Source organism: Armatimonas sp. (assembly GCF_043757465.1).
Classification (GTDB): Bacteria; Armatimonadota; Armatimonadia; order Armatimonadales; family Armatimonadaceae; genus Armatimonas.
Window position 1 is genome coordinate 111,164 of sequence record NZ_JAYVPL010000158.1, and the last position, 13,789, is coordinate 124,952.

11 protein-coding genes are annotated in these 13,789 nt (G+C 58.3%); 6 read left to right on the top strand and 5 right to left on the bottom strand.

From position 1 onward, the window contains the following. Window positions 1–5 precede the first annotated feature (5 nt). The 4 genes from ACH2ED_RS22395 to idi all read right to left on the bottom strand — a co-directional run bounded on the left by ACH2ED_RS22395 (window position 6) and on the right by idi (window position 3,743). Complete coding sequence (locus ACH2ED_RS22395; RefSeq protein ID WP_395094962.1) at window positions 6–1,109, bottom strand: PQQ-binding-like beta-propeller repeat protein; 1,104 nt, start codon at window positions 1,107–1,109, stop codon at window positions 6–8. Between the two features lie 2 nt (window positions 1,110–1,111). Then, a complete protein-coding gene (locus ACH2ED_RS22400; RefSeq protein ID WP_395094963.1) occupies window positions 1,112–2,329 on the bottom strand; it encodes a PQQ-binding-like beta-propeller repeat protein in 1,218 nt (405 codons plus the stop codon). A gap of 67 nt (window positions 2,330–2,396) precedes the next feature. Then, window positions 2,397–3,116: a DUF1559 domain-containing protein gene (locus ACH2ED_RS22405; protein ID WP_395094964.1), complete on the bottom strand. Its 720-nt coding sequence runs from the start codon at window positions 3,114–3,116 to the stop codon at window positions 2,397–2,399. A gap of 108 nt (window positions 3,117–3,224) precedes the next feature. Further along, window positions 3,225–3,743 (bottom strand): isopentenyl-diphosphate Delta-isomerase, encoded by a 519-nt coding sequence (idi, locus tag ACH2ED_RS22410; protein WP_395094966.1) that lies wholly within the window; start codon window positions 3,741–3,743, stop codon window positions 3,225–3,227. 90 nt (window positions 3,744–3,833) lie between these two features. On the opposite strand from idi, the gene ACH2ED_RS22415 reads away from it, so the two are divergent. Both ACH2ED_RS22415 and ACH2ED_RS22420 read left to right on the top strand, forming a co-directional pair. Next, window positions 3,834–6,962, top strand: coding sequence for an ATP-binding protein (locus ACH2ED_RS22415; RefSeq protein WP_395094967.1), 3,129 nt, complete (start codon window positions 3,834–3,836; stop codon window positions 6,960–6,962). Continuing rightward, complete coding sequence (locus tag ACH2ED_RS22420) at window positions 6,959–7,384, top strand: globin domain-containing protein (protein WP_395094968.1); 426 nt, start codon at window positions 6,959–6,961, stop codon at window positions 7,382–7,384. The genes ACH2ED_RS22415 and ACH2ED_RS22420 overlap by 4 nt, the downstream gene beginning before the upstream one ends. Before the next feature lie 488 nt (window positions 7,385–7,872). Here the strand turns inward: ACH2ED_RS22420 and atpD are convergent, their stop codons facing one another. Next, entirely contained in the window at window positions 7,873–9,291 is a 1,419-nt protein-coding gene (atpD, locus tag ACH2ED_RS22425; RefSeq protein WP_395094969.1) for a F0F1 ATP synthase subunit beta, read from the bottom strand. 157 nt (window positions 9,292–9,448) lie between these two features. Here atpD and ACH2ED_RS22430 point away from each other — a divergent pair, with 157 nt between their 5' ends. The 4 genes from ACH2ED_RS22430 to ACH2ED_RS22445 are packed head-to-tail and all read left to right on the top strand — an operon-like array spanning window position 9,449 to window position 13,789. Beyond that, window positions 9,449–10,816 carry an anaerobic sulfatase maturase gene (locus tag ACH2ED_RS22430; RefSeq protein WP_395094971.1) on the top strand — a complete coding sequence of 456 codons (1,368 nt, stop codon included), beginning with the start codon at window positions 9,449–9,451 and terminating at the stop codon, window positions 10,814–10,816. Window positions 10,817–10,835: 19 nt separating this feature from the next. Beyond that, entirely contained in the window at window positions 10,836–11,690 is an 855-nt protein-coding gene (locus ACH2ED_RS22435) for a glycosyltransferase family 2 protein (RefSeq protein WP_395094972.1), read from the top strand. Window positions 11,691–11,693: 3 nt separating this feature from the next. After that, window positions 11,694–12,674: an NAD-dependent epimerase/dehydratase family protein gene (locus ACH2ED_RS22440; protein WP_395094973.1), complete on the top strand. Its 981-nt coding sequence runs from the start codon at window positions 11,694–11,696 to the stop codon at window positions 12,672–12,674. Continuing rightward, entirely contained in the window at window positions 12,671–13,789 is a 1,119-nt protein-coding gene (locus tag ACH2ED_RS22445) for a DegT/DnrJ/EryC1/StrS family aminotransferase (protein WP_395094974.1), read from the top strand. The genes ACH2ED_RS22440 and ACH2ED_RS22445 overlap by 4 nt, the downstream gene beginning before the upstream one ends.

Genomic DNA, 13,789 nt, shown 5'->3' on the forward strand with positions numbered 1-13,789 from the left:
TGAAACTATCCCCGCATATTTAAAGCGACGAGCGTCCCCTCCTGGTTTCGGACATAGAGCACTCCGTTGGCAAGCACGGGGTGTGTCCAGCAAGTGCCATTGAGCACCGTGGCTCGCGCTTGCTCGGTGAGCTTATTAGGATCGGCGGCCAGCAGAATCAGCTCACCGCGTCCTCCCATCACCACGAGCTGGTTGCCCGCAAGGATCAGCCCGCCTTTGTCAATGCCTCTAAGGCTCCAGCGCTCACTGCCCGTGGCCCACTCCAGGCAGCGCAGGGTGTTGTCATCGTTGCCGTAGAGAAAACCTTTGTGCAAGATACAGGTATTGAAGTGGTTCTTCATGGCACGTGTCTGCCAGACCACCGACGGCTGTCCTCCACCAAGCTTCAGCAGTGCACCACCTTTGCCGTAGTTCGAGGCGATAAAGACGTTGTTGCCGGAGAAAATCGGATCGGCGGCATTCACATCGTAGCTGGTGTCCCAGGGGAACTGCCAGAGCGGCTTGCCCGTGGCAGCATTGACGGCCACAAGCCCCTTGGCGGCGAAGATTGCGATCCCGTCTTGACCACCCGCGCTAAAGGGAACCGGAGCCGCGTAGCCAGGAGCGTCGCTCCCACTCTGCCAGAGGATACGTCCACTGGTCTTATCCAGTGCCGTGCCATTACGCCCGACATTGTAGATCGCCCGGTCTCCCGCAATCAGAGCAGAGCCACAGATGCCCCACTGCGGCTGTGCGCAGTTGAGCTTCTGCTGCCAGACCACTTTACCCGTGTCGGCGCTCAGACAGAGCGCCAGTCCCTCGCGACTTAGTGTGTAGACATTCCCGTTGTGCACCGTCGGGGTAGCGCGGGTGCCCGGATAGTCTCCGGCCCCACAGGCATACTTATACTGCCAGACCACTTTACCCGTGACGGCATCTAGACAGTGTACCCAGTCGGTATTGTTGACATTACCGGTGGTGTAGAGCTTGCCACTCTTAACGGCAACCGACGAAAACCCCTGCCCAATAGTCGCCTGCCAGAGCTGGCGCGGCTTTCCGCCGCGCCAGCCGATAGTCTCACTAGTAACTCCGTTGCGCAGTGCGCCACGCCACTGGGGCCAGTCCGCCATTTCTATTTCACCTCATAGGACAAAAGTGTGTCCATATCGTGGACATAGAGTTTCCCATTGGCTACCACCGGGTAGGCCCAGGCGGGCTCACGGGTGCGCTCCGGCTGCTCAAACTGACCACGCTGGACGTACTCTTTCGGATTGGCTTCCACAAGTGTTACCGGGCCGCGCTCGTTACGCACATAGAGCATCCCATCGGCGTAGGTAATGGAGCCCTTGCCGGGGCTGCGGCTCTCCCAGACAATCTTGCCGGTCTTAAACTCGACACACATCAGGCTATTGTTGCCCGTGCCATAGAGGTAGTCTCCAACCAGCACCATGCCCCCATGGTGGTTCTGCATCTCGCGCAAGAAGTACACTTCTTCCGCCTTACCCGTTGCCAGGTTTGCCAGCCCACCACCCGTTTGGTAGGCCGTGGCGGCAAAGAGCATTCCATTCTGGTAGATGGGCATGGAGCAGCTAATCTGTTGCTTGTTCGCAGGGGATGTGTAGCTCCAGAGTGGCTTGCCATTGCTGGCATCCAGACCAAAAACGCCGCTTCCCAAAAACTGAATGTACTGCTTCTGGCCATTGACGGTCGCGGCGAGTGCGGAGCAGTAGGCCACGCGGTTTTGTAGCTCGGACTTCCACATCGTTGCGCCCGTGGTTTTATTGAGCGCGATCACGGCATTTGCTCCGCCCGGCGTCACAATGAGTTTCTCGCCATCAATCAGCGGAGACTCGCTGTAGCCCCACGTGGGCACCTGACCGCCAAAGTCGCTCACGAGGCTTTTGCGCCAGACAATTGTCCCATCCGTCACTTTCATGCAGAGCACCTCGCCGCCCACCCCCACGGTGTAGAGGAAGTTGCCCTCAACAGTTGGAGTGGCGCGGGAGCCATAGCCACCCTGCCGCCCCTGGAGGCTCGTCGAACCTGCAATCTTGGCGCTCCAGAGTGCCTTGCCCGTTTTCTCGTCCAGCGCCCAGACTTTTTCGTCCTCGCCGACGAGCCCCATCCCGAAGATCTTGCCCTTCGCCACAGAAACGGTGGTATGGCCCAAGCCCAAGCCCGTGGCTTTCCAGGCGAGCTTGGGGCCACCTTCCGCCCAGCTCTTCAGAAGACCTGTCTCTTTGGAAAGCCCCGTTCGCTCGGGACCTCGGAACTGCGGCCAGTCTGCCGCAACGGCGACGGAGACTGCGCCCAATGCGATGACACTAGAAACGATACGTGCTGCTTTCATTCGATTTCTCCCGGGCAGCTAAAGCAGCCCGCTGTTGCGGCAAGGCCCATAAATGGGCCTGAAAGAGTTACTGGGGAAGTCCGTTACACTCGGTCTGTCCGGCGTAGAACCCGCCGCTTGTACCGACCCGATACGTCTTGAGTGCCTTGCCCGGGCCCATCACGGTGAACTGCTGCGTGGTTATCGTGGTCAGAGTGGCTTGTAGGGCTTTGGCGTGGCCGTCCACGAAGCTGGCATCAAACATATTCTGGTGCCGCGCCTGGACAATCTGCTGCTGGCTCGTGTTGGTATTGCCATCGTAGTGCATCACAGTCTCAGACGGACGATTGACAGAGGCAAGGCTCAGAGTCGAGACACCCGGGATAAAGCCATTGGCGTAGAGCGCGGGATTCACCACGTAGCTATTGAAGGGTGGCGTGTTGGCACAGGGAGCACCCGTGAGAAGCTGAACATTCATCGCCTCTTTCTCGCTGGGGCACTGCGTGATCTGGCTGTTCTTGACATAGGGGTTCACCGCCCAGTAGAAAGTCGCGACGCACGAGACATTGAGGTACGCCGACATCGGGAAAGTCTCATCATAGTCCTGGACATACATCAGGTTCGCCAGCGCATACTGCTTCAGGTTGGAGAGGCAGGAAGTCTGACGGGCCTTCTCACGCGCCTGAGCAAACACGGGGAAGAGAATCGCGGCGAGAATCGCGATAATGGCGATCACGACCAGAAGCTCGATGAGCGTAAAAGCAGCCTTTCCCCGTCGGACAGGGGCTAGGGTACAGGGAGATTGCATGAATAGAGTAACCTTTCTTATCAGTTAAGAAGATTCGCCAGCGGGCATAAAAATACCTACTAGCCAGACGAGTAGTTTTCACAAATGGTTCACTGCTCTAGAGTGGCGTTAGAGCAAAGCGCGACGGGTGTAGGCAAGCGCCCGAGGGAACCAGGGGGTGAAGCGCTCTGGAGAGGCCAGAAGTTCCGCCTCCACTTGCTCCATCGCTTGCCAGCGCCAGTCCATTACCTCAGCGGGGTTTGGAGTAGGCTCGCCCGTGAAGTGCCCGATAAAGACATGATCCAGCTCGTGCTCGGTGAGGCCGGTTGCGGGATCTTCCGCACGGTAGAGAAACTGCCCGAGCTCCGTGAGTGCCACAGTGAAACCCAGTTCCTCGGTGAGCCGCCGCTGCGCCGCCGTGAGCGTGGTTTCGCCCGGGCGGGGATGACTACAGCAGGTATTGGTCCAGAGGCCACCAAAGTGGTATTTTTCCAGCGCTCTTTGCTGGAGCAGCAGGCAATTTTTATCATTGAAGATAAAGACAGAAAACGCCCGGTGGAGCTGCCCACCGTAGAGATGCGCGGCCAGTTTCTCGCAGCTACCAATCGCGTTATCGTTCGCATCCACTAGAATTACATTTTCTTGCACGGCAACTATGATAATGGGGCAAGGCCAGGATAAGTTCCTATTTTTTCGCCATGCAGGAGTGAGCGCACCCTCTCTTGAATAATTGATAGCATGCTGGTTCCACTGTCTAAGCTACGTGTAGATTTGTTGGGAAAACTGCGCCTGAGTGCAGGCACCCGAGCCACAACGCACTTTGAGACACGCCGAACCGCGCTACTTCTGGCACGACTTGCTCTCCCTCCGCTACGAGACTGGCCTCGTGAGGAGCTCATCGAGCTTCTCTGGCCCGATGAAGATCCCAGCGTGACCCGGACACGTTTTCGACAGACACTCGCCAGCCTGCGGCGTGCACTGGAGGAGACGGGAACTCAGGAAGAGGACGTACTGCGCTCCAGCCGTGCCAGCGTGGGATTTGCTGTTGAGCAGGTCAGTAGCGATGTGGTGGAGCTGGAGTCTTGCCTAAGACGGGCAAACCTCAATCCCGAACTGCGACGTGAAGCGCTAGATAAAGCACTGGAGCTCTACGAGCACCACCTGCTCCCCGGTTTCTACGAAACCTGGGTTCTGAGTGAGCGCGAGCGCCTAGAGGATGGGCTTCGTATGGCTCTGATCCAGCTCTCGCAATCTTTAGGGGAAACAGAGCCTGAGGCCGCCATTGTTTACGCACGTGGTGCAGTAGCCCTGAACCCCTTGAGTGAAGTGGCTCAGGAGCAGCTCATTCGTCTGCTGGTGCAGGCGGGGCGCCCTGCGGATGCGGCACGCCATGAGAAAGAAGTAGAGCGCCTTTTCTGGAAAGAACTACGCACATCGTCTCCCGATTCGCTCAAAGTGGCTCTGCGTCCCACTCCCGCACGCACACCATCCGCTGACCCCGTGCCCCCCGCGACTCCAGAGGCACCACCTGCCGCACTCGCACCGCTCCTCAGGACACTGCCCCACCCTCTGGATTCCTTCGTGGGGCGCGCAAGGGAACAAGCACACCTGTGGAATCTTTTGGTGGAGGAAGGAAGCGCCCGCCTCGTGACTCTGACCGGCCCGCCCGGAGTGGGAAAGACTCGGCTTGCTCTGGAACTGGGACAGCGATTTGAGAGGGAGAGGGTCGCATGTAGTGTCGTCTTTGTGGCTCTGGAGCAGATAGCCACAGGTGAGCAGGCTCTTGCCGCGATTCATGAGGCAGCCGGGGGGCAGAGGGAAAAAGGCGCACTCCTGCCTGCGCTGACCCAGCTTCTCCGGATGCACCGGCAACCTCTTCTGGTGCTGGACAATGCAGAGGGAGTGCTTGGGTTGGGAGAGTCGCTTCAGTCCCTGCTCCAGGGAGTCCCAGAGCTTCGCAGCCTGGTGACCTCACAGCGACCTCTTCAGGTATCCGGCGAGCAAGAGCTGGTGCTGGAGCCGCTGGAACTTGGTGTGGAAGATGCCGCACTGGCGCTCCTGCTGGACCGTGCGCGACGAGCACGGCCTGATCTCGTTCTGACTCCCCAGAACCAGTCCGAGTTTCTTGAGCTTTGCCGTGAGTTGGATGGGCTGCCACTAGCTCTTGAGCTGGCAGCCGCTTGGCTGGGTATGCTCTCCCCGGAGCAAGTACGAAGCCGCCTGAAGCGGGATCAGCGCCTGCTTGCAAGACGCGCCCATGAGGCGGGTGCACGCCACAGTAGCCTAAATGCCGCACTGGAGGAGAGTCTTGCGCGTCTTACTCCCGATCAGCAAGCGATCCTCATGCGGCTCGCGGTCTTCCGGAGCGGCTGGACTCTGGAGGCCGCCGAGCATGTCTGTGAGGAACTCAGCCCTCTGGTACTCCTCGACCTTGAAGCGCTTCGGATGGCTTCCCTCATCAGTGCCTTTACCCAGCCCGATGGGGAGCGGCGCTTCAAGATGCTAGAGACGGTGCGCCACTATGCCCAGCAGCGTCAGCACCCTGAGGGACTTCAAGCGGCACAAAAAAGCCACCTGAGCTACTTCTGCACCTACGCGGAGCAGCTTGCAACTCTCTTTGAGTCCCCCGAGCAGTATCGCTACTTTGAGGGAGTCGCGCAGGAGCAAGAGAACCTTCTGACTGCTCTGGAGTACGCCCGCCAGAGTGAGCCCATCCTAGGAGCACGTCTTGGGTTTGCTTACTGGCGCTACTGGGATCGCCGCGGGCAACACGAAGTAGGAATCCGCCTGATGGAGAACTTTCTGGCCGCTCTGCCTCCACAAGAAGCTCTTCTCAAGGCGCGTACCAGCGAGGCACTCGGGAGAATGCTGACGGTTCGGTTTCGCTTCAACGATGCCCTGAACTACCACCGTCAGAGCCAGCAGTGCTATCAGCAGGCGGGAGACCTCGCCAGTGCCGCACTCGCCCAGTGCCAGGCGGCGGCGGCGGCTCGGCATAGTATCACTAATATAAATATGAACGCCATCATGCAAGAGTGTCTGGAAGGGTATGCTTTTCTGGAGAGTCAGGGCAGTCTCCCCCAAAAGGCCGCTGCGGCAATCCATTGTGGTGCTCTCTACACAACTCTGCGTGATCTTCCTAAAGCGCGGGGGGTTCTGGAGCGCAGCCTAGCACTCAATCGCATCATCGGCAATCAGCGCAATATTGGCTCTGCACTTTTTATCCTAGGGTACGCGGAGCGCAACTGTGGCAATTTAAGAGACTCGGTGCCTCTGGTAGAAGAGGCTTTAGGACTAACACGACGGATCGGGGACGACCATTTTTCGGTGGTGATTCTCTGGAATCTCTATGAAATCCTGTTGGAGTTGGAGGACTATCCGGCGGCAGAACGCTATATCCAAGAAGGTCTCCAGACCACACAGCAGTTTGGTATGGGGGCCAGCCAGACTCTCTTTCAAATGGGGCAGGGGCGTCTGCACTTCCTCCGTAGTGAGCTTGCTCAAGGCCGTCACTGGTTCCGGCAAGGGCTCAAACAAGCCGAAGCGATGGGAGCCACCATTCAGCTCCTGCACTCTGCACTCTGGCTGGTTCGCCTTGCGCTACGAGAAGCCAGCAAAACTCCCACTCTATTGCGCCAGCGAGAGGCGGCACACCTCTACGGGGTTTTCCTGCGCCTAGAGGAGCTGCTCCAGCCCCAGCAGCGCTACGACTATGAAGAGCCGCTCGACGAGAGCCTGAGCCAGCTGGAAGAGGCGCTGGGCACGGAAGTCTTTCAGGCCGAGCGAGATCGGGCGCTGAGATACGAGCTGGCGGAGGCCGTCTTGATTCCCCAGCTTTATCCGGAACCGGAAGAGGCACAACAATGACCGAGCAACAAAAAGCAAGTCTACGCATACTTTTAGAGAGTGCCCTCACTAAGACCTCCGACGATAAGCAAACACTAGCGGCGCTGTTCTACCAGCGGCTCTTCATCGTCGCCCCCGGCGTTCGTCCTCTTTTCAGTAATAAGCTGAGCCTTCAGGAGGCGAAGTTCACCCAGATGCTGGAGTCGCTGCTCACCAGCTTGGATCGCTTGGATCACTTGGTTCCTGTTCTCTGGGAATCCGGGCGCAGCCATAAACACTACGGAGCTGAAGACGCCCACTACCCGGTCGTGGGCGAGGCACTGCTCTGGGCACTGGAGCAGAAGCTCGGCTCAGAATGCCTCACCGACGAAGTGCAGCTCGCTTGGCAGGAGCTCTACAGCCTGATCTCGCTGATTATGCAAGAAGCCGCAAAAACCGCCTGATCAAAATATGCCCAGACGGTAAACGTCGGGCTTTGGAGCCTCCGGCTGCCTCCTCGTGCCTCGTCGGTAGAGATAGATGTTTGGTCATGCCTCAGACGTACCGACCAAGGTACGAGGGAGGCGGCTGAGGTACGAAGCCCCAAAGTGGGACGATTTTCGGCCAAGTCCTTATAGTGATACTGCTGGCGAATTCATGACAGAAAGCCACCTCCCTCTCCCGACAATTGGAGTGATAAAACTTCAACAACGAGGAGAAAGAAATGGCTCAGTTCGAGATTACAGTAGACGAGGCAGATTTGCCAAAATTGTTCAGCGGAGCCTCGATTTTACTAAAACGAGAAAGTTTTCTCCGGCTAAGAATCCCCATAATAAAGGTGAAAGGATAACGGCTACGATAACCTAGGCGGAAATTCATTGTAAATAAATCCTAAAAATGCAAACTGACGAACTCTCCTCTGTTTAATAATGACAGAGGAGAGCTAACCCACTTACAGAGAGCGGCCTTTTTCGATGGCCTCTTCAATGGTGCCGACCATGTAGAAAGCCTGCTCGGGTAGGTCGTCATGCTTTCCGGCGAGGATAGCATCAAAGGAGCGGACGGCATCCTCGCGGCTGACATACTTCCCGGCGATTCCGGTGAAGGCTTCCCCCACGTAGAAGGGCTGGGAGAGAAACTTCTGGATCTTACGAGCACGAGAAACAATCAACTTGTCTTCGTCGGAGAGCTCGTCAATTCCCAGAATGGCGATAATGTCCTGAAGCTCTTTGTAGCGCTGGAGGATGGACTGAACCCCACGGGCGACGCGGTAGTGCTCGGCTCCCACGATGGCAGGAGTCAGGGCGCGGCTGGTGGAGGAGAGCGGGTCCACGGCGGGGAAGATTCCTTGAGCCGCCAGGTTGCGCTCTAGAACCGTGGTCGCATCCAGGTGCGAGAACGCGGTGGCAGGAGCCGGGTCGGTGAGGTCGTCGGCGGGGACGTAGATCGCCTGCACGGACGTGACCGAGCCCTTGCGGGTGGAGGTAATGCGCTCTTGGAGGGCGCCCATCTCACTGGCCAAGGTCGGCTGATAGCCCACGGCGCTGGGCATACGGCCCAGGAGCGCGGACACTTCAGAACCCGCTTGAGTGAAACGGAAGATATTGTCAATGAAGAGCAGCACGTCGGCACCGTCAACATCGCGGAAGTACTCGGCCATTGTCAGGCCCGAGAGTGCAACACGCAGGCGGGCACCCGGAGGCTCGTTCATCTGGCCGAAGACCATAGCGGTCTTGTCAATAACGTGGGCCTTCTTGCCCGAGGAATCGGTGAACTCGGCCTCAGACATTTCCAGCCAGAGGTCGTTGCCCTCACGGGTGCGCTCGCCGACTCCAGCGAACACCGAAACACCAGAGTGCTGAACAGCGATATTACGAATCAGCTCCTGCATGGTCACGGTCTTGCCGACGCCCGCTCCCCCGAAGAGGCCAATCTTCCCTCCCTTGAGGTAGGGGCAGAGCAGGTCAACAACCTTGATACCCGTCTCCAGAATCTCAGGGGCGGTTGCTAGATCCTCGAATGCCGGAGCATCGCGGTGAATGGGCCAGTACTCTGTGGCATTGGCTGGTCCGCGCTCGTCAATGGGACGACCGAGGAGGTTGAAAACACGTCCTAGCGTGGCGGGGCCGACGGGGACAGAGATAGCCTGCCCGGTGTCAATTGCTTCCTGACCACGAACGAGCCCATCAGTGGAGTCCATTGCCACTGCGCGAACCACATCATTTCCCAGATGCTGAGAAACCTCGACGATCAGATCGTCGCCGTTTTTGATCGGGATGCGGATTGCGTTGAGAATTGAAGGAAGTTGCCCCGGTTCAAACGCGACGTCTACCACGGGACCCTGGACCTGGACGATCTTGCCTGTTGCCATCGTATACCTTTATGTCTTAAGCGAAAATTTGAGTTTGTGAAAACCGGTACAGTTTACCCGCATCCACTGAATGTTTCAAGCAGATACGCGATTTCGTTTCCCCTTCCCCTTCAAACACGTCAATCCGCCACCTTAGCACGTTGGGTATAATGGCCGCATGCCATCCACCCCACTGCTGACGGGCGTTGGGCGCCGTCCTGCCTTCCATGTCATGACCAAGCCTATCGGCCCTATCTGCAACCTTGACTGTCGCTACTGCTTTTATCTGGAAAAAGAGGATCTCTACCAGAGTGAGCGCAAGCAGCGCCCATCGTGGGAGATGCCCGAAGAGGTGCTCGAAAGCTATATTCAGCAGTACATTGCCAGCCAGAGTGTCCCGGAGATCAGCTTCGCGTGGCAGGGCGGAGAGCCGACGCTTCTCGGGGTGCGCTTCTTTGAAAAAGTGGTGGCGCTGCAAAAAAAATATGCCGATGGCAAGACCATTCACAACGCCTTCCAGACCAACGGCACCCTCTTAGACGATGCGTGGGGCGAGTTTCTGGCAAAAAATAACTTTCTCATCGGGCTCTCGATAGATGGCCCCGCACACCTGCACGATGCCTACCGAGTGGACAAACAGGGGCGCCCCACTTTTGAGCGCGTGGTGGCAGGAATGAACGTTTTAAAGAAACACGCGGTCGAGTTCAACACGCTCACCGTGGTCAATCGCAAAAACTCGCAGGAGCCGCTCGCCGTTTATAAATTTTTACGGGAAGTCGGCTCCGGGTTTATTCAGTTTATTCCGCTGGTGGAGCGCAATCCCATTGCACCAATCGAGACACAAGACGGCCTGATCCAACTGAGCCTCGCCACACCCGCGCAACCGGGGCAGCCACGCTCCCCCGTGACAGAATGGTCGGTGCGCTCGGAAGACTACGGCAAGTTCTTAAACACGATCTTCGATGAGTGGGTGCGCCGCGATATTGGCAAGACATTTGTGCAGATGTTCGATGTCGCCTTGGGCAACTGGGTGGGAGCAGGCCCCAGCCTCTGCGTCTTTTCCGAGACCTGCGGCGCGGCGCTGGCGCTGGAGCACAACGGTGATCTCTACGCCTGTGATCACTATGTCTATCCGGACTACAAGTTGGGCAACCTGATGGAGACTCCGCTTGAGGAGCTGGTCAACAGTGAGCAGATGGTCAAGTTCGGCAATGACAAGCGTGATTTACTCCCAAAGTACTGCCGTGAGTGCGATGTTCGCTTTGCCTGCCACGGGGAGTGTCCCAAACACCGGTTCCTAAAAGCCCCCGATGGCGAGTGGGGATTGAACTATCTCTGCGCAGGCTACCTGAAGTTCTTCAAGCATGTTGATCCCTACATGAAGACAATGGGTAGCTTACTGAAGGCAAGCCGTGCTCCCGCCGAGCTGATGGGAATGCTCCTACAGCGAGAGACAGCGGAGGCGGCAAAGAAAACGCCGGGCAGAAATGAGCCCTGCCCGTGTGGCAGTGGCAAAAAATATAAAGTATGTTGCTTGCGACGTTAAATAGGCTCTGAAGATGGCCATGCCACAGGATACCCCTGATCCCGAGACCCTATCCCGACTGGAGCAGACTCCTATGCCCTGGGAGCCTGTGGCCCAGGATCGTGCCGGGCGGGATATCTTGCCGCGCCTGCCGGAGGGCGAGAGCCTGAGTGTTGTGTTTCCTGCCTACAATGATGCTCACACGATCGGGGCACTGGTGGACTGGTCTGCAAAAATCCTAGCCCGCGTCGCCAGCGACTACGAGATTATCGTGGTCAACGACGGCAGCCTCGATGAAACAGCAGCAGTTCTGGCGAGTCGGCAAGAAAAATACCCGTTTTTGCGGGTGGTCAGCCACGAGAAAAATGGGGGCTATGGCACAGCGCTCCGTAGCGGCTTTGAGGCGGCAAGCAAGACCTATCTCTTCTACACCGATGGTGACGGTCAGTACGACCCCACCGAGCTTGTGCTTCTTCTTCCCCAGATGATCGAGGGAGTGGGCATGGTTAATGGCTACAAGCTCAAGCGTGGCGATAGCTGGGTGCGGGTGGTTGTCGGACGTACTTACCACTGGACAGCGAAGTTGCTCTTTGGCCTACCCGTCCGCGATATTGACTGCGACTTCCGCCTGATGCGCCTCTCGGTGTTGCGCTCCCTCACCCTCACCTCGTCCAGTGGCTCTATCTGCACCGAGCTGGTTTTTGAAGTGAAGAACTCTAAGATGCAGATTGTCGAAGCTCCGGTGCATCACTACCCGCGTGTCTCGGGCGCGTCTCAGTTTTTCAAGCCGACAAAGATTCTCGCATCGCTCGGTAAGCTCCTGGCGCTCTGGCGCAAGCTGATCCTCTGGCGCTTCGGCGGGCGGGTGCTACGGGCGCTGGGGCTGCGAAAGTAGCGTATGGACTTTGCAGGAAAAGACTGCCTGATCACGGGGGGCCTTGGCTTTATCGGAAGCAACCTGGCACGTGCTCTGATCGCGCAAGGAGCACGGGTGCACATCGTGGACGCACTCATCCCTGGCCACGGCGGTAACTACTTCAACCTTGATGGTATCGAGGACAAAGTGAGCGTCACCGAGGCGGATATTCGCGATCAGGCGATGCGCTCGCTTGTACGCCGCCGTGACTTTATCTTCAACCTCGCCGGTCAGGTTAGCCATATTGACTCCATGAACGATCCCGAGATGGATCTGCAGATCAACTGCCGCAGCCAGATGATCCTGATGGAGCTGGTGCGCAAAGAAAACCCCGAGGCGGTCGTGGTCTACACCAGCACACGCCAGATCTACGGCAAGCCCATTGAGCTGCCCGTCACCGAGACACACCCGATCCGCCCCGTGGATGTAAATGGTGTCAACAATGTCGCGGGCGAGATGTATCACTTGCTCTACCACGATGTCTATGGGATTCGGACGGTCTCTCTGCGGCTGACCAACACCTACGGCCCGCGGATGCTGCTCGCTAAAAACAGCACACAAGGCTTCCTCTCCACTTTTGCCCGAGCGGCACTCGATGGTGGAGAGATCGCGCTCTACGGCGATGGCGCGCAGCGGCGCGATATGAACGAGGTGAGTGATGTGGTGGATGCCCTCCTCCGTGCCGCCACGACTCCCTCCTGCTTCGGGCTCGCCTTCAATCTGGGGCATCTGGAGGTGGTCAGCCTGCGCGAGGTTGCGGAGACGCTCCAGAGCCTCTGCCCTGCTCTGAGTATTTGCGACATCCCCTGGCCGGAGGAGAAGAAGCGCATTGATATCGGCGACTACTACGCCGACTTCTCCCGATTCGCCGCCGCCACGGGCTGGATGCCACGCGTGGGCCTGCGCGAGGGGCTGGAGACTATGCTCATGTTCTATCGTCGCTACCGAGAGCACTACACGTGAGTACACTGCCCATTCCTTTTGCGGAGTTCAAGAGCCAGTACGCCACGCTGAGACTCGAAATAGATGTGGCGATCCAGAGTGTGCTGGATGCGGGCTGGTTCGTACTGGGCGAGCAAGGAAAAGCCTTCGAGCAAGAGTTCGGCGCATGGCTAGCCCCCCGCTCTCCCGTTATCGGGAGCGGGGAGGGCGTGGTCGGTGTTGGTAGCGGCACGGACGCCATTGCGCTGGGGCTACGAGCACTGGGCGTGGGCGTAGGCGATGAGGTGGTCACCACCCCGCTGACGGCCTTTCCCACGGTGGCAGCGATCCGGCAGCTCGGCGCGATCCCGGTCTTCGCAGACATTCAGCCCGAGACACTCTGCCTCGATCCTGAGAAAGCACTGGAGAGAGTTGGGCCAAAGACAAAAGCCCTTGTGCCGGTACACCTCTACGGCCAAGCCGCCGATCTAGGGCCACTTCTGGAGTGTGGGATTCCTGTGCTGGAGGACTGTGCCCAGAGCCACGGGACGCGCTGGGAGGGGCGGATGACGGGAACTCTCGGAGCGATTGCGGCCTTTAGCTTCTACCCCACCAAAAATCTGGGAGCCTACGGCGATGGTGGCGCGGTGGCAACGAGCGATCCAGAGCTTGCCGCAAGGGTGCGGAGCCTGCGAAACTACGGTGAGGGATCACAGCGCTACGAGCATCTCGTTGAGGGAGTGAACTCACGCCTGGATGAGCTTCAGGCAGCAATTCTACGGGTGAAGCTACGCCACTTGGAAGTGTCCCTGGCTAGGCGACGAGAGATCGCGGCGCTCTACGACACGCTTCTGCAAGGCGTGGAGCGGCCCTGCGAGGCGCCCTACAGCCACCACACCTGGCATCTTTATGTCATCCGCACAGATGCCACACGACGCGATGCCCTGCGTCAGCATCTCGCGGAGCGTGGGATAGGAACCCAGATCCACTACCCGATTCCCCAGAACCGTCAGCCCGCACTGGCGCATCTCAACCAGCAAGACACCTGCCCGGTGGCGGACAGGGAGGCGGGAAGGATTCTCTCCCTCCCGCTCTACCCCGAGCTCACCGACGAACAGATCGCCTCTATCGCCGAGCAAGTGAATACGTTCCGCTAA